Source organism: Alcanivorax sp. NBRC 102024, from assembly GCF_001602235.1.
Lineage (GTDB): Bacteria > Pseudomonadota > Gammaproteobacteria > Pseudomonadales > Alcanivoracaceae > Alcanivorax.
The window spans coordinates 109,736-126,201 of record NZ_BDAS01000003.1 but is presented as its reverse complement, the minus strand read 5'-3'; the positions used below and the strand labels follow the sequence as shown (position 1 = coordinate 126,201).

13 protein-coding genes are annotated in these 16,466 nt (G+C 58.1%); 5 read left to right on the top strand and 8 right to left on the bottom strand.

Translation table 11 applies throughout. The features are described from left to right. Window positions 1-44: 44 nt before the first annotated feature. The 7 genes from A0251_RS06860 to gloB all read right to left on the bottom strand — a co-directional run bounded on the left by A0251_RS06860 (window position 45) and on the right by gloB (window position 9,840). Window positions 45-1,619 carry an ABC transporter ATP-binding protein gene (locus A0251_RS06860; RefSeq protein ID WP_062816117.1) on the bottom strand — a complete coding sequence of 525 codons (1,575 nt, stop codon included), beginning with the start codon at window positions 1,617-1,619 and terminating at the stop codon, window positions 45-47. After that, window positions 1,616-2,668: an ABC transporter permease gene (locus A0251_RS06855; RefSeq protein WP_062816116.1), complete on the bottom strand. Its 1,053-nt coding sequence runs from the start codon at window positions 2,666-2,668 to the stop codon at window positions 1,616-1,618. The genes A0251_RS06860 and A0251_RS06855 overlap by 4 nt, the downstream gene beginning before the upstream one ends. Beyond that, window positions 2,668-3,744: a microcin C ABC transporter permease YejB gene (locus tag A0251_RS06850; RefSeq protein ID WP_062816115.1), complete on the bottom strand. Its 1,077-nt coding sequence runs from the start codon at window positions 3,742-3,744 to the stop codon at window positions 2,668-2,670. Before A0251_RS06850 ends, A0251_RS06855 begins: the two co-directional genes overlap by 1 nt. Then, window positions 3,741-5,573, bottom strand: coding sequence for an extracellular solute-binding protein (locus A0251_RS06845; protein ID WP_156478258.1), 1,833 nt, complete (start codon window positions 5,571-5,573; stop codon window positions 3,741-3,743). Before A0251_RS06845 ends, A0251_RS06850 begins: the two co-directional genes overlap by 4 nt. 12 nt (window positions 5,574-5,585) lie before the next feature. Next, window positions 5,586-7,379, bottom strand: a complete 1,794-nt coding sequence (locus tag A0251_RS06840) for an extracellular solute-binding protein (protein ID WP_231874183.1) — start codon at window positions 7,377-7,379, stop codon at window positions 5,586-5,588. A 16-nt stretch (window positions 7,380-7,395) separates the two neighbouring features. Then, window positions 7,396-8,997 carry a LysM peptidoglycan-binding domain-containing protein gene (locus tag A0251_RS06835; protein WP_062816113.1) on the bottom strand — a complete coding sequence of 534 codons (1,602 nt, stop codon included), beginning with the start codon at window positions 8,995-8,997 and terminating at the stop codon, window positions 7,396-7,398. A gap of 69 nt (window positions 8,998-9,066) precedes the next feature. Continuing rightward, window positions 9,067-9,840 (bottom strand): hydroxyacylglutathione hydrolase, encoded by a 774-nt coding sequence (gene gloB, locus A0251_RS06830; RefSeq protein WP_062816112.1) that lies wholly within the window; start codon window positions 9,838-9,840, stop codon window positions 9,067-9,069. A gap of 54 nt (window positions 9,841-9,894) precedes the next feature. On the opposite strand from gloB, the gene A0251_RS06825 reads away from it, so the two are divergent. From A0251_RS06825 to dnaQ, 3 genes are read left to right on the top strand one after another with little or no spacing between them, the layout of a single operon-like run. Next, window positions 9,895-10,671 (top strand): class I SAM-dependent methyltransferase, encoded by a 777-nt coding sequence (locus tag A0251_RS06825; protein WP_062816111.1) that lies wholly within the window; start codon window positions 9,895-9,897, stop codon window positions 10,669-10,671. A 4-nt stretch (window positions 10,672-10,675) separates the two neighbouring features. Further along, window positions 10,676-11,131 carry a ribonuclease HI gene (gene rnhA / locus A0251_RS06820; protein WP_082810791.1) on the top strand — a complete coding sequence of 152 codons (456 nt, stop codon included), beginning with the start codon at window positions 10,676-10,678 and terminating at the stop codon, window positions 11,129-11,131. Continuing rightward, a complete protein-coding gene (dnaQ, locus tag A0251_RS06815; protein ID WP_062816109.1) occupies window positions 11,131-11,868 on the top strand; it encodes a DNA polymerase III subunit epsilon in 738 nt (245 codons plus the stop codon). Before rnhA ends, dnaQ begins: the two co-directional genes overlap by 1 nt. 15 nt (window positions 11,869-11,883) lie before the next feature. Here the strand turns inward: dnaQ and nhaB are convergent, their stop codons facing one another. Continuing rightward, window positions 11,884-13,473 carry a sodium/proton antiporter NhaB gene (gene nhaB / locus A0251_RS06810; RefSeq protein ID WP_062816108.1) on the bottom strand — a complete coding sequence of 530 codons (1,590 nt, stop codon included), beginning with the start codon at window positions 13,471-13,473 and terminating at the stop codon, window positions 11,884-11,886. A gap of 497 nt (window positions 13,474-13,970) precedes the next feature. Here nhaB and A0251_RS06805 point away from each other — a divergent pair, with 497 nt between their 5' ends. Both A0251_RS06805 and nudC read left to right on the top strand, forming a co-directional pair. After that, complete coding sequence (locus A0251_RS06805; RefSeq protein ID WP_062816107.1) at window positions 13,971-15,650, top strand: hypothetical protein; 1,680 nt, start codon at window positions 13,971-13,973, stop codon at window positions 15,648-15,650. Continuing rightward, window positions 15,650-16,456: an NAD(+) diphosphatase gene (gene nudC / locus A0251_RS06800; protein WP_231874182.1), complete on the top strand. Its 807-nt coding sequence runs from the start codon at window positions 15,650-15,652 to the stop codon at window positions 16,454-16,456. The genes A0251_RS06805 and nudC overlap by 1 nt, the downstream gene beginning before the upstream one ends. Window positions 16,457-16,466: the final 10 nt, after the last annotated feature.

The following is a 16,466-nucleotide window of genomic DNA, read 5'->3' as shown; positions in this document are numbered from 1 at the left end:
TTCACGGGCTGACAAATGCAACGGTGTGTTTCCCGGTGCCTTCCTCAGGCGAAGGCGGCGGACATCAACTTAAGGGTGTAACCGTGTTGCGGCTGGTCGAAAACGGCCTCGGTCTCGCCGTGTTCCACCACTTTGCCATCTTTCATCACCATAACCCGATGACAGATGGACCGTATGACTTTCAGATCATGGCTGATAAACAGATAGCTGAGATCATGTTTCTTCTGAAGAGATTTCAATAGCTCGAGAATCTGATATTGCACGCTCCGGTCCAGGGCTGACGTGGGCTCATCCAGAATCAGCAGCTCCGGTTCCATGATCAGGGCCCGGGCGATGGCGATACGCTGTCGCTGGCCACCGGAAAACTCATGGGGGTAACGGCCCTGTGCCGATGCAGGGAGATCCACTTCCTCGAGGATCTGCGCCACCTTCATGTCCCGTTCCTGGCGGGTCAGGTTGCTGGCATGTACTGCCAGGCCTTCCGCCACAATCTGGCCCACGGTCATGCGGGGGTTGAGGCTGCCGAATGGGTCCTGAAAGACCACCTGCAGGCGACGGCGCCAGTCACGCATCTGGCGCTGATTCAGGCTATGCAGGTCGTGGCTGTCCATGATGATGCGCCCCTCGCTCCTGATCAGCCTCAGCAGCGCCAGGGCCAGAGTGGACTTGCCCGAACCGGACTCGCCGACAATGCCCAGGGTCTCCCCGCGGCGAAGGTTGAGATCAATACGATCCACGGCATGGAACAGTGGGGCAGGTGAAAAGAGGCTGCGTCGACGTTGCTTGAAGGTCACGGCGATGTCACTGGCATCGAGCAGGAGAGGGGCGTCATCATTCAGCGGGGGCATCTTTCCCCGCGGCTCCGACTCGATCAAATGACGGGTGTAGGCTTCTTTGGGTGACTGGAGCACCTGAGCGGTGGGCCCGGCCTCTACCTTTTTGCCGTTATGCATGACGACAATATCATCGGCAAAACGGCTGACGACGCCCAGGTCATGGCTAATCAGCAGGATGGAGAGTCCCAGCTCATTCTGAAGGCGTTTGATCAGGGTAAGGATGGTTTCCTGAACCGTCACATCCAGTGCCGTGGTGGGCTCGTCGGCAATCAGAATCTGGGGATCGTTGGCCAGCGCCATGGCGATCATGACACGTTGCCGTTGGCCGCCGCTGAGCTGATGCGGGTAGCGCGCCAGCATCTCGTCGGTGGTGGGCAGCTCAACCTGCCCAAGCAGTTCCAGGCAGCGCTCACGGGCTTTCTGCCGACTCATGCCCTGGTGGACGAACAGGCTTTCACTGATCTGCTTTTCCACCGTGTGTAACGGATTCAGCGCGGTCAGCGGTTCCTGGAAAATGGTACCGATACGGCCACCACGCAGGGAACGCTTGCGATTCTCGTTGAGACCCAGCAGGTTCTCACCGCCCAACGTCAGCGTCTCGGCTTCCCAGATGGCGCTCTCGGGCAGTAAATCGAGCAAAGACATGGCAGTGAGCGACTTGCCAGAGCCGGATTCTCCTACCAGTGCCAGCATGTGGCCTGGCTCGAGATCCAGTGACATATCATCGACAACCCGCTGTTGCCCAAAGCGGATGGTCAGACCACGTAAGGTCAGCAAGCTCATTGCAGGAACTTCCTCGTGTCGAAGGCATCCCGGACGGCCTCTCCGATGAAGACCAGCAAGGTCAGCATCAGCGTCAGCGTGGCAAACACACTGATACCGATCCACGGAGCATGCAGATTGGCCTTGCCCTGGCCGACCAGGCGTCCCAGTGAAGGGGCATCGGGTGGCAGCCCGAAACCGATAAAATCCAGGGAGGTGAGGGTGACCACCGCGCTATTGAGAATGAACGGCAAGAAGGTCAGCGTTGCCACCATGGCATTGGGCAGCATATGGCGAAACATGATGACCGGTGTCCCTACGCCCATGGCTTTGGCGGAACGGACATAGTCCATGTTGCGACAGCGAAGAAACTCCGCCCGTACCAGATCGACCAGTGTCATCCAGGAGAACAGCAGCATGATGGCCAGCAGTGTCCAGAAACTGGGAATCAGGAAGCTGGAAATAATGATGATCAGGAAGAGGGTGGGCATGCTTGACCAGATTTCGATGAAACGCTGCCCGAACAGGTCCAGCTTGCCGCCATAGTAACCCTGGATAGCGCCGACAATGATCCCCACGATGCTCGAGAGGATGGTCAGTATCAGCCCGAACAATACCGAAATACGAAACCCGTAGATCAGACCGGCAAGAATATCGCGGCCCTGATCGTCAGTGCCCAGCCAGTTTTCTGAAGAGGGTGGTGCCGGGGCGGGAACGTCCAGGTCGTAATTGATGGTGTTGTAGCTGAAACGAATGGGAGGCCAAAGCATCCATCCCTTGTCGTTGATCAGGTCCTTGACCACCGGATCCCGGTAGTTGGCTTCGGATTCGAAAAAACCGCCGAACGTGGTTTCCGGATAAACCTTTGCCACCGGCACATAGAACTCACCCTCGTAGCTCACCAGTAATGGCTTCTCATTGGCCACCAACTCGGCGCCCAGGCTGAGGATAAACAGAAACAGAAATAACCACAGGGACCAGTAGCCACGCCGATTACTGCGGAATGCCTGCCACTGCCGGGCCCACACGGGATTCGATCTGGCTGGCTTGAGGAACGTGGACAGAGGCATCAATGATCCCTCCGCTCGAAATCAATACGCGGGTCCACCCACATATAGGTCAGATCACTGATCAGTTTCATCACCAGACTGAACAGGGTGAAGATGAAGAGGGTGCCGAACACCACCGGGTAATCCCGACTGATCACCGATTCGAACCCCAGCAGTCCGAGACCGTCCAGCGAGAAGATATATTCGATCAGCAGCACACCGGTGAAAAACATGCTGATAAAGGCCGCCGGAAAGCCGGCGATGATGATCAGCATGGCATTGCGAAACACATGGCCGTAAAGCACCTGTTTTTCGGTAAGTCCCTTGGCACGGGCGGTCTGCACATATTGCTTGCGAATCTCGTCCATGAAGGAATTCTTGGTCAGCATGGAGAGGGTGGCAAAGTTGCCGGCGACAATGGCGATGGTGGGGAGGGTAATGTGCCAGAGATAATCGCCCACCTTGCCCAGCAAGCTCAGTTCATCGAAATTATCCGAGGTCAGCCCCCTCAGCGGGAACCACTCGAAGTAGGAGCCGCCCGCGAAGAGAACGATCAGCAACAGGCCGAGCAGGAAGCTGGGAATGGCAAAACCGATGATGATGGCGGTGCTGCTCCACACATCGAAGCGGCTGCCGTCCTTCACTGCCTTGCGGATGCCCAGCGGTATGGATACCAGATAGGCGATCAGGGTGCTCCACAGACCGAGAGAAATGGACACCGGCAGACGCTCCAGGATCAGTTCGGTCACCGAGCGATCACGGTAATAGGATTCACCAAAATTGCCGGTGAAGTAATTCTTGATCATTAACCAGAAACGCTCGTGGGCGGGCTTGTCGAAGCCGTACATTTTCTCGATGCGTTCCACCAGCTCAGGGGGCAGACCCTTGGCATTCTGGTAGTTGCCCCCCGTCATGGTGTCGGCGCTGCTGCCGGCAAAACTGCTGCCGGCACCGCCGGTGCCAACCCCCTGGAGTTCGGCCAGTGTCTTTTCAACCGGGCCGCCCGGAGCGGCCTGGATAACGACAAAGTTCAGCAGCAGAATGCCGAACAGGGTCGGCAGCACCAGCAGCAGGCGTTTGTTGATATAGAGTTTCATTTCGCGGTGCTATCCCACCAGGTATCCAGTGAGGTATCGAGTGGGACGTACTTGCCAAACTCCGGGTGACGCAGCCGGGACTGGTAGGCGATACGGTGCTGATCCGTGTACCAGTTCAATACACTGTAATAGTTCCACTGCAGCACCCGATCCAGGGCCTGGCAGCTGGTAACCAGCGCTTCCCGGCTCGGAGCGGCAATAATCTTGTCTACCAGAGCGTCAACCACCGGGTTCTGGATGCCGATCAGGTTGCGGCTGTCAGTCTGTTTGGCGGCTTCCGAGCTCCAGTATTCTTTCTGCTCGTTACCCGGGGAGCTGGACTGACCGATACGGCCCACCACCATATCGAACTCAAAGTGCCGAAGGCGTTCCACGTATTGGGCGGAATCAATGGTAACCACATTGGCCTTGATACCGAGGGCCTTCAGATTGCGGGAGAAGGGCAGCACGATCCGTTCAAACGCGGGAGAGCCCAGCATGATTTCAAATTGCACCGGGTTACCATCGGGCGTGTACAGGGTGCCTTCACGAAATTGGTAACCGGCGGCTTTCAGCAGCTCCTGCGCCGTGCGCAGGTTTTCCCGGGGCCTGCCTGAACCGTCGCTTTTCGGGGGCTGATATTCCCGGGTAAAGACTTCTTCCGGGAGTTGGTCGCGGTAGGGTTCGAGCAGGGCCAGCTCGGCTTTGGAGGGAAGTCCGGTGGCCGCCATATCGGAGTTTTCAAAGTAGCTCCGGTTACGCTTGTACTGGCCGTAGAAGAGATTGTTGTTGGACCATTCGAAATCAAAGGCATAGCCGATGGCCTTGCGCAACGTCTTGTCCTGAAAAAGCGGCTTGCGCAGATTGAACAGGAAGCCCTGGGCGCCCCAGGGATTATGATGCGTGACGGATTCGGTCTTGATCTCACCCTTGGCGAAGGCGGGTCCCTTGTAGGCGGTGGCCCACAGTTTGGAATTGTTTTCGTGGCGCCAGTCGTAGTTGCCGCTTTTGAAGGCTTCCAGTGCCACGTTGCCTTCCAGATAGTAATCATAGGTGATGGTGCCGAAGTTATTCCGGCCTTTCATCACGGGAAGGTCCCTGGCCCAGTAATCGTCGCGGCGCTGATAAACGATCTGTTTGCCCGGCTCTGCCTTGATAATGCGGTACGGGCCGGACCCCACGGGAATGGCCATGCCGTCCTTGCCGAATTCTTTTTCCTCCCAGATATGCTTGGGAAGAATCGGTAACTGGCCAATGATCAGTGGCAGCTCCTTGTTGACGCTGTCGTTGGCGAAGTGAAAGGTCACGGTAAGCGGGTCCTGCACTTCCACCCGGTCCACTTCCGCATAGTAGTAGCTGTAGAAGGGGCGCCCTTTTTCTAACAGGGTATTGAAGGTCCAGGCCACGTCTTCCGCGCGCACCGGGTGGCCATCCGAGAAAGTGGCCTCTTCGTGCAGGTGGTAGCGGACCCAGCTGCGGTCATCGGGCCATTCGATGGTTTCTGCCAACAGGCCGTATTGGGTGAAAGGTTCATCTTCGCCACGAACGGTCAGTGAATCGTAAAGGTACGAATTGTCGGTGGCGCCCATGCCGGCGGCAGGCCGTCCCTTGGGCACAAAGGGATTGAGCGAGTCAAAGCTGCCGACAACGTGAAGTCGCAGCTCGCCGCCCTTGGGGGCATTCGGGTTGGTGTAGTTGAAGTGGGTAAAATCAGCGGGGTAGAGCGGCTCGCCATGCATGGCGATGGCATGCCCCCTGTGAATCTCGGCATTTGCCAGGCCGGTGCAAACACACAGACCAAGAAACAGCCCACGCAGCATTCGCGTGCGAATGGTGCAGTGAATGGCCATATCGACTCCTTGTTATTGTTTCATCCACCAGGTATCGAGACCCAGGCCATAGGGGATTGGTTCCGGGGGCCTGGCGAACTTGTCCCACCAGGCGATCCTGTGATGGCGGATATGATAGTTCAGTACACCGTAGTGCTGGTAGCGTAAACGACGGTCCAGCGCTTTCAAGGCAAGGGTATAGTCGGCTTCGGTATCAGCCGCCAGCGCACGTTTGACCAGGAAGTCCACCACCGGGTCGGCAATGCCTGCCAGGTTACGGCTGCCGGAAATGTCAGCACTGCTGGACAGGAAATAGTCTTTCAGTTCCGGGCCGGGGTAGTCACGCATGGGAAGCACGAAGAGCACCACGTCGTACTGGAAATTATCCAGTTTTTCCTTGTAGGCCGAGGGGTCGACCTCCCGATAGTCGGCATCGATTCCCAGGCGCTTCAGGTTGCGAAACCAGGGGGCCAGAATGCGGTAGATGCCGGGATTGTGGTAGTTGAGAACCGTAAAACGCAGCGGTTTGCCGGCATCATTCACCAGTCGGTTACCTTGCAGCTGCCAGCCGCTCTCTTTCAGCAAGGCCAGCGCTTCACGCATGCGGTTGCGAATCTGGCCGCTACCATCATTGACCGGAGGGGTAATGTCTGCGGAAAAGTAGTCCGCCGGCAGCGTCTTGCGGAAGTCCTCCAGCAAGGCCTGCTCTTCGGCGCTGGCCGGAATATCGGCAGAGTAGGGGCTATTGGGAAACCAGCTCACCGTGCGTGTGTAGGCATCGGCAAACAGGTTGCGGTTGGACCATTCAAAGTCGAACAACAGGGTGGCAGCTTCACGGACATTGGGGTCGTCAAAGGGTGCCTGCCGGGTGTTGAAGAAGAAGGCCTGCACCGGTCGAGGCACGCTGTGGGGAATTTCCGCCCGTTTCACTCTGCCATCCTTCATGGCCGCAAAGTCGAAGGCAGTGGACCAGCGTTTTGAGCTGTAGGTGTAGTGAAGGTCATAGGCACCGGATTTGAAGGCTTCGAATCCCACATCCGCATCCCGATAGAATTCGAATACCACTTGGTCAAAGTTGTACCGTCCCCGGTTCACCGGCAGGTCTTTGGCCCAGTAATCCGCCACCCTCTGGAATGTGACCTGCTTGCCGCCCTGAACGTCGGCAACCCGGTAGGGCCCACTGCTCACCGGCGCTTCCAGGGTAGACCGTTCAAAATCATGGGTCTGCCAATAATGGCGGGGCAGGATCGGGATGGCTCCCACCAGCAGAGGCAGGTCGCGGCGGCCCTCGGTAAAGGTGAACCTGACCGTGCGTTCGTCCAAGGCTTCAACGCTGGCCACATCCGCCAGGCGAAGACTGTATTCGGGGTGACCCTTTTCGCGCAGGATATTGAAGGTGAATACCACATCGTCAGCACGGATCGGCTCACCATCATGGAAACGGGCCTGGTCACGGAGGCGGAATACGCACCAGCTCCGGTCCTCGGGGTATTCCAGCCACTCGGCGATCAGACCGTAGGCGGCACCGGCTTCATCGCCCAGGGGGTTATGTGGCTGGCTGCCCATCAGCAGGCTGTCCGCCAATTCGGTCACCCCGTACATCTGCATGCCGGGGGTGTCCGCAGGGCTGCGACCCTTGAGGATATAGGGATTGAGGCTGTCGAAGGTGCCGTTGCCGAACAGGGTGATGGAGCCCCCTTTCGGGGCGTCGGGATTCACGTAGTCGAAATGGCTGAAATCGGCGGGATACTTGAGGTCCCCGAAGGGATGATAGCCGTGGCTGCGGGTTACCTCGGCGTGGCAGACCACGCCGAGGAACAGGGCCACAAGGGCAAGGAAGGGTCTAGAACGTTTTGCGAATATCAACGTAGAGTGTCAGCCGTTGCCCGGGTTGAATGTATCGATTGCTGGCAACGCGGTCGTTCCAGCTCTTGATGTCATTGACCGATACATTAAAACGGTCTGCGATGGCATACAAGGAGTCACCATTGCGAACAGCGTAGCGCAGCTTGCGGACCATCTTGTCGTTTTCCGGTGGAACGGCGCTGGCGGCCTGGCGGGATTCGCTCCACACAGCCAGGGACTGGCCGATACGCAAGCTGTCGCCGGGAGCCATGTTGTTCCACTTGGCCAGCTCTTTTACGCCCACGTTATAACGTCTGGAGATATCCCAGAGGGTATCCCCGGACTGTACCGTGTAATTGATCCGTTGCCGGCCTTTGCGCTCCCGGGACTGGTTGGCAGTCAAGCGCGCCTCTTCACTCAGGCTGTAGTCGTCATCACCGGAAGAGGGGCCCGGAATCAGCAAGGTTCGCCCGGCAATGATGGTATTGCCGTTGAGTTTGTTGATGCTGCGCAGTACCTGGGGGGTGGTGCGGTGTTTGCGGGCAATGGCGCCCAGATTGTCACCGGGACGAATTTCATAGCGAGCCCAGCGCATACGCTGATCTTTCGGCAATTCGGCCATGCCAGCCAAAAAGCGTTCCTCCCGGTCTGCCGGGACCAGAAGCCGGTGAGGGCCATCCGGGGAGGTGGCCCAACGGTTGTAGGCCGGATTCAGCAGGTAGAGTTCTTCCACGGAAATATCAGCCAGTCGCGCAGCCTGAGCCAGATCAATCTGGCCGCCCGTATCCACGGTGCTGAAGTAGGCCTCGTTGCGGATCGGGTGCAGGGTCACGCCGTAGCTGTCCGGGTCCTGAACGATCTGGGCAATGGCCAGAAGCTTGGGAACGTAGGCGGTGGTTTCCCGTGGCAGGCTCAGGTTCCAGAAATCCGTTGGTTTGCCGGCTTCTTCGTTGCGGCGAATGGCCCTGGATACCGTACCGCCGCCGGCATTGTAGGAGGCCAGCGCCAGCAACCAGTCACCCTCAAATCGGTCGGACAGCTGCTGAAGGTAATCCAGTGCGGCATTGGTGGACTTGAGAATGTCCCGTCGCTGGTCCTGCCACCAGGTACGCTTCATGCCGAAGTAGTCGCCAGTGGAAGGAATAAACTGCCAGGGCCCGGCGGCACGACCATGGGAATAGGCGAAAGGGTCGAAAGCGCTTTCTACGATAGGCAGTAATGCCAGCTCGAGAGGCATATCGCGGGCTTCGGCTTGCTCGATGATGTAATGCAGGTAGCGTTCGGAGCGGGTGGTGACGCGGGTGAAATACTGCGGGTGGCGGGCGTACCAGTCTCGTTGTACGCGGATACGATCGTTTTCTATCGACAGATCAAGGCCATAACCCTGTCGAAGCCTAACCCATATATCATTGTTTTCCTGCGTTTTTTCCTTTTTTCTCTCCAGAGGAGAGGGTTCTGTCATGCCGTTGGCGAGATTGACATCGTCCACCGAAGGCTCGGCGGCTGGCATGGGCGGGAGTTCATCCAGTGACTGTTTCGAGGCACAACCACTGAGGACTCCCAGGCCCACACAAAGGGCGAGAGTAATAATTCTTTTCATAAATATAACGACAGCAAAATGTTTCAATCATTCTAGGGGCAGGGTAAGGGGCGCCACAAGCCGTGTCGGTCAAAAGTTGTCTTTCCAGCGACGCAAGGTGGCAAAACACTGCATATCACTGTTGCCAGCCCCGGGTTCCCGTGCCTCACAGGCATGCTTGAGGGCCGGTTCATGGGCACGCAGGAAAGGGTTGCTGCGTGCCTCTTCGGCAAGCGTCGATGGCAGGGTGATTTGCCCGGCGTCACGGGCCTCTTTTACGGCCTCAAGCCGTTGGGTCACTGCCGTGTCATCCGGCGTCACTGCGGCTGCAAAGGTGAGGTTGGCGAGGGTGTATTCGTGGGTGCAGTACACCAGGGTGGAGGCGGGCAGGCTGGCCAGACGTTGCAGTGAGTCATACATCTGCTCTGGAGTGCCCTCGAAAAGGCGTCCACATCCCCCGGCGAACAGGGTGTCGCCGCAAAAAAGCCAGTTCAGGTCAGCATTGTGGAAGGCGATATGTCCAAGGGTATGGCCGGGGACTTCCATGACTCTCAAGCTGATGTCGAGTCCGGCGGGTTGAATGACATCGCCTTCAGCCAGTGGGTGGGTCATTGCGGGGATGGTTTCCCTGGCAGGCCCATAAACGGGGATCTCCCGTTGCTTGAGCAGAGCCGGAATGCCGCCCACATGGTCCGGGTGATGATGGGTAATCAGAATACTGGTGAGTTGCAGACCGTTTTCCTGCAGGAACTGCTCCACCGGTTCTGCATCGCCAGGGTCCACGACCACGCAGCGGTCTTCCTGGCGAATGGCCCAGATGTAATTGTCTCTGAATGCGGGGATGGCAGTAGGGCTGGGCAACATGTCGTGCTACGCTCCTGATAAAACGGCAATCTTTTGTGGGAGTCATTGTCCGTCATGCAGCTGCCTCCACTCAACCGTATTTCCTATAACGCCTCTTCCCCGGAGCTGGGGCGCAATTTTGATAACTGGCTGGACAGTGAGCCCGGTCAGGCCTTGCTTGCAGCGGAGCGTGAAATGCTCGGTGAATGGTTGCGCAGTCAGGCGGGCCAGCGAGCGGTCGCCCTGTACAGCGGCACGGGGAGAGATTTGCTGGCGGAAAGCCCGCTGCCCTGGCAAACCAGTATTTCCACAGAGGGTTTTGGCGGCACCCGGGTTCAGGCCCGTCTGGAGTTGTTACCCTTGGCGAAGGCCAGTGTGGATCTGCTTCTGCTGCACCATGTCATGGATTTCAGCCAGGACCCCCATCAGGTACTACGGGAAGCAACGCGCAGTATCGCCCCGGGCGGCAAGGTGGCCATCATCGGCTTCCATCCGGTCAGCTTGATGGGGCTGGCACGCTGGTTTTTCTGGCGGAAACGGCCGGGCTGGTCCGGGCGGTTTTATCGCCCCAATCGTCTTACCGACTGGTTGCAGGTATTGGGATTTGAGGTCGATGGTATGGCCAGCGGCTTCTATACTATGCCGCTTTCCGGTCGCGGCCGTGAGCGTCTGCGGCTGCTGGAATGGTTGGGTAGCCTGCTTTGGCCTCGCCATGGCAATACCTATCTGCTGGTTGCCCGCAAGCGGGCCGGTATGGCCAAGCTATTGCCCAACCGGCAAAAAAGGGTGCCGCGAAATACCGTTGTCCCGGTACCGGTTGCCCGCTGGGGGCAGCAAAACAAGGAGTCCTGATTCATTGAAGCAAGTGATGATATTTACCGACGGCGCCTGCCGCGGCAATCCCGGCCCCGGTGGCTGGGGCGCCGTGCTGCGTTATGGCAGTACCGAAAAGACCCTTTCCGGTGGGGAGCTTGATACCACCAACAACCGGATGGAACTGATGGCGGCGATCATGGCCCTGGAGGCCCTGACGCAGCCCTGTCAGGTGGTGCTGACCACCGATTCCCGCTATGTCATGGATGGCATCACGCAGTGGATGGCCAACTGGAAAAAGCGGGGCTGGAAAACGGCGTCGAAACAGCCGGTAAAGAATGCGGATTTATGGCGGCGTCTGGATGCGGCCTGCAGCAAGCACACCATTGAATGGCAATGGGTGAAGGGGCACAGCGGTCACCCCGAGAATGAAAAAGCCGATGCGCTTGCCAATCGTGGCATCGATGAACTTCTTCAGAAAAAAGGAATGCCAAGCTGATGCGTCAGGTAGTACTGGATACGGAAACCACGGGTCTTGAACCCAACGATGGCCACCGGGTGATCGAAATTGGCTGTGTGGAAGTGGTCAACAGACGTCTGACCGGCAATAGCCTGCATTTGTATCTCAATCCCCAGCGAGAGATTGATGAGGGCGCCCTGGCTGTCCACGGGATCAGCACCGAGTTTCTCGCGGACAAACCGACGTTCGACAAGGTGGTGGATGAGTTTCTGGCCTTTGTTGACGGTTCGGAACTGGTGATCCATAACGCGCCGTTCGATGTGGGCTTCCTGAACCATGAGTTACGTCGCCTGGGCAGCCGTTATGGCACCATCGAGCAACGCTGTGGTGTCCTCGATACCCTGGTGATGGCACGCCAGAAACACCCTGGCCAGAAAAACAACCTGGATGCGCTTTGCCGGCGCTATGGGGTCGAGAACAGCCATCGCGAGTTGCACGGTGCCTTGCTGGATGCGGAGATTCTCGCCGACGTGTATCTGGCCATGACCGGCGGCCAGACCCGCTTGTCACTGGATGGTAGTGACGGTGCCAGCCAGGGTGGGGAAATGGCTGCTGAGGCGATTCGCCGCCTGGACGGTCAACGCCCCGGGCTGAAGGTTGTACGAGCCTCTGACCAGGAGCTGCAACGGCATCGCGACAAGCTGGCCGCCATTGCCGACAGCAATGGTGAAACCACGTTGTGGGACCGCCAGAAGGAAGAAAGCCCGCTTCATTAAGCGGGCTTTCCGGGGTCAGTGACTCTTGTTCGGTGACAGCTGGAACTCGCTCACATCGTGGTGTTCGATCCACTCATTCTCGTAGAGGTAATCCGTGGCCGGCCCCAGTGCCATCATGGACATCAGTAAGCCGGTAATCGACATGACGATGGTGTAGGGCAGGGCCATGACCACCATCCGTCCGTAAGAGAGCCGCACAAGGGGAGCCAGCGCCGAGGTGAGCAGGAACAGGAATGCGGCCTGGCCATTGGGGGTGGCCACCGAAGGAATGTTGGTGCCGGTGTTGATTGCCACCGCCAGCAGGTCAAAAGTGTCCCGGTCGATCTCGCCTTTCAACAGTGCCTGGCCAACCTCATCCACATAGACTGTGGCCACGAAAACGTTGTCGGAAACCGCCGAAAGCACCCCGTTCGCCACATAGAATGCCGGCCCCTGGATCTGCTTCTCCAGACTCAGCACATACTCAATGACCGGTGCAAAGAGCTGTTGGTCTGCAATAACCGCCACCACGGCGAAAAAGACCGTCAGCAGGGCGGTGAACGGGAGAGCCTCCTCAAAAGCGGCGCCCAGTCGGTGTTCCTCAATGATGCCGGTAAACGAGGTAGCGAGAATAATCACCGTCAGGCCCACCAGCCCCACGGAGGCGGCATGGGTGGCCAGGCCGACTACCAGCCACACGGCGGTGAGCGCCTGTATGACCAGCGCAGCCCGATTTTGTACGGTGCGTTTGCGGTCCTGCTCCAGCGCGTACTGGCGCATAATGCCGCGCACCTTTTCAGGAATGTCCTCGCCGTAGCCGAAGCTGCCGCTGATTTCCAGGAAGACACAGGTCAGCAGGCCCATTACCAGGACAGGCAGGGTAATCGGCGCCATGCGCAGGAAAAACTCACCAAATTCCCAGCCGGCCTTGTTGGCGATAAGCAGGTTCTGGGGTTCGCCGACCAGGGTGCAGACTCCACCAAGGGCAGTGCCTACTGCAGCATGCATCAGCAGGCTGCGCAGGAAGGCCCGGAAGCGGCGCAGGTCTTCCCGGTGCAGGTCTTCGACGCTGGTATCGTCGCCATGATCATGCTTCTGCTGAAAGGTCTTGCCGGAAGCCACTTTGTGGTAGATCCCGTAGAAGCCGGTACACACCGCGATGACCACGGCGGTGACGGTGAGCGCATCCAGAAACGCGGAGAGGACGGCCGCCGCGACACAGAACAGCAGGCTCAGGCGAACCTTGGACTTCACCCCCAGAAGGATGCGAGTAAAGAGGAACAGAAGCAGATCCTTGAGGAAGAAAATCCCCGCCACCATGAAAATCAGCAGCAGCATGACTTCCAGGTTGCTTTCTACCTTGTGCAGCACGGTCTCAGCGGAAGTCAGCCCGATCAGCACTGCCTCAATGGCAAGCAGCCCGCCCGGCTGGAGCGGGTAGCATTTGAGGGCCATGGCCAGGGTGAAGATAAACTCGGCCAGCAGCAGCCAGCCTGCCACAACGGGGCCCAGTGTCAGAAAAATCAGCGGATTGACGGCCAGAAAGGCAATGATGGTGTATTTGTACCAGGCAGGGGCCTGCCCAAGGAAATTGTGCAGAAAGGCACGGCCAAGCGTGGCGGACATGGCGAAATCCTGTGCGAGGGATGAACGGAGTCGAGGCGGCGGCAATCATACGGATTTGCTGTGCCCCGGTACAGTGCAGAAAGGCAAGAAGTGGCCAGGACCATGGTCGGGATTGACAGGGTTATGGCGGGATTCGGGTTAGGGGCCGATTAAGTGCCGTTTCCAGAGTGTGGCCAGGTTAACAAATAGCCAATAAATCAGTTGCTTACAAATGAAAGTTGACGCATTGTTTGATGACGTGCAAAAGTTGATGCGCCTTTCGCGGTGGGTGTTGAAAGTGGGCTTCAGGCCTTTTCGGCCCGCCTTATTGGTAGATTCTGCCCACGCTGAACAGAGTCAATTGCGATGACTCTGTTGATGGGGAAGGGGCCTTTTTCTTGTCTGCCAAGTGGGTTTAAACCCTATGTCGACACTTCTATGATGAGAAATGCGGCGTATGCGGGGGTTGCACGGCGTACGACCGATGATAATAACAGTTGGGTGCTTGCGGAGAGTCCATGGTCGCCATAACGAATACCACCTCCCTGACTTTTCTCAAGGAAGCGATTGACGCCACCCTGACGGAAGCGGAAACCAGCCTGGAGGCGTTTTCCGACGATCCCTCCCGTCAGGAAGAGCTGGCACGGTGTGCCGAAGACTTCCAGCAATTACGGGGTATCTGCCAGGTGGTTGAGCTGCCTGCAGCGGCACTGATGAGTGAAGAAATGGCACTCGCCGCCCGGGAGCTGCGTGAAAAGCAGTCCGATGCCCGCGTTCAGGCCCTCAGTAATGCCATTGTCCTGCTGACCCGCTATTTCGATTACGTGCAACTCAAGAACCGCACGCTGCCGGCATTGCTGATCGGCGGTATCAATGAATTACGTCGCGCTGGTGGCAAAGCACTGATTCAGGAAAGTCATTTTTTCAGTGCCAATCTGTCTCGCCCGCGCACACCGCCCGCCCCCGAGAGTGACTTGCCCCGCGCCGAACTGCCGGCCCTGGCCCGGCGCCTGCGGCATATGTATCAAACCGGGTTGTTAGGCGTACTCCGGGACCTGAATCCCTCGGTCAACCTGCGTCTGATGGGCCGCGCCATGGTGCGCCTGGATCGCGCTGCCGGCGACTGTGGCCTGAGTCGTTTCCTGTGGATTGGCCAGGCGGTGATTACGGCCATGGTGGCGGACGACATGGCCATCACCCCGGCCAGGAAGGCCTTGCTCTCCCAGTACGACAGGCAATTGAAGAAGCTGGTTTACGGTGGCGATCAGGCGCTTAGCGAAGAAGCGCCGCTGTTGATGATCAAGGAAAGTCTCTACCTGGTGTCCCTGTCTTCCCTGAATTCCGGGGTTGTCGGGCAAGTGAAGCAGGCGTTTGCCCTGGACAGCGATGTGTCGGATGCCATCCTGCAGCGTGAACTGGCGTTGATGACCGGAGCCAGTGGTTCGGTGATCCGGTCGGTTGCCAGTGCCATGCGTGATGAAATCAGTGAACTCAAGGAAAGTCTGGATATGGCATCCCAGGGTGTGGCAGATACCAATTACCAGTCTGTGGCCGCCAGCCTTAATCGCCTCGGCAGTACCCTGGCCATGATCGGCAAGGATGATGAGGCCGGTGTCATCAAACAACAGGCCACCAAGGTCAATGACTGGCAGGCGGACCAGAATGTGGAGAGCGACGCTTTCCACTCGCTGGTGGATGACCTGCTGATGGTGGAGAACGTTGCCGCCAATCTCGAGCGCAGTATCAGCCCGGAAGATGATATCCACCGTGGCAGCAACAACAGCGGCATTTCCCTCTATCAGCTGGACGATGCCCGGATGACTGTGGTGGGGGAGTGTCGCGCCGGCCTGGCCCTGGCAAAACGCTCCATCAGCTCGTTCATGGATAACAACTGGGATGCCATGCACCTTTCCAATCTTCCGGGTACCTTCGCATCCATTGCCGGGGGGCTGATGTTCCTGGAGCTGCAGCGGGCCCGTGGTGTGACGCAGGCCTGTCATCAATATATTGTTCACCAGCTCATCGAGGGGGGCACGCCTCCTACGAGAGAGAACATGGAAACCCTCGCGGACGCTCTGACCGGAGTCGATTACTACCTGGAAAGCATGGAAGAGCAGAAGCCTATCGGTGACGGCGTGCTTGAAGTGGCCGAAGAAAGCATGAAAGCGCTGGGTTACCCGGTTGCCAAAGTGGCCTGATGCCCATGATTGATCTGTCCAGCCCCGAACCGAAGCACGCCGAGCACGCACGCTGCTATGTGATTCATGAACAGAATATCCTGATTGCTGCGGATCCGTGGCAATTACCGGTCTTACCGGCGTACATGCTGCGTCAGCACCCGCATTACTATTATCTTGGCCTTCTGAATGGCGAGCCCTGCTACGTCTGTGAGCTGAGCAACCACGAGCTCGACGACGGCTCCCTGCAACCAGTGCCGTTGCGGCGACTGATCGCCGGTGGGCTCGATGAAGCCGGGTTTACCATGGTCAGTCGGGCCCTGCAGTTCTTGAGTTGGCAGAAAAATCACCGGTTCTGCAGTCGTTGTGGTTCGCCTACCGAGCCGCATCCCCGTGATCTGGCCATGACGTGCCCGGCCTGTGGCTATTTTCAGTACCCGAGAATCACGCCTTGCATCATTGCGCTGGTGACACGCGGGGAACATGCCCTGTTGGGGCGTTCGACACGCTTCCCGGAGGGCATGTATTCCTGTTTGGCCGGTTTCATGGAAGCCGGGGAGTCCGCTGAGCAGGCTCTGGCCCGGGAAGTCCGGGAAGAGAGCGGTATCGAGGTGACCAACCTGAAATATCTGAGCAGTCAGTCCTGGCCGTTTCCTCACTCCCTCATGTTGGGATTCCATGCGGATTATGCCGGCGGGGAAATCTGCATTGATGATGACGAAATTGTCGCGGCGGACTGGTTCCACTACCAGTCATTGCCGATGATACCGCCCCCGGGCAGTATTGCCCGGACACTGATTGACCATTGGGTAGCGCGCTTCCAATAAGGGATAGAAT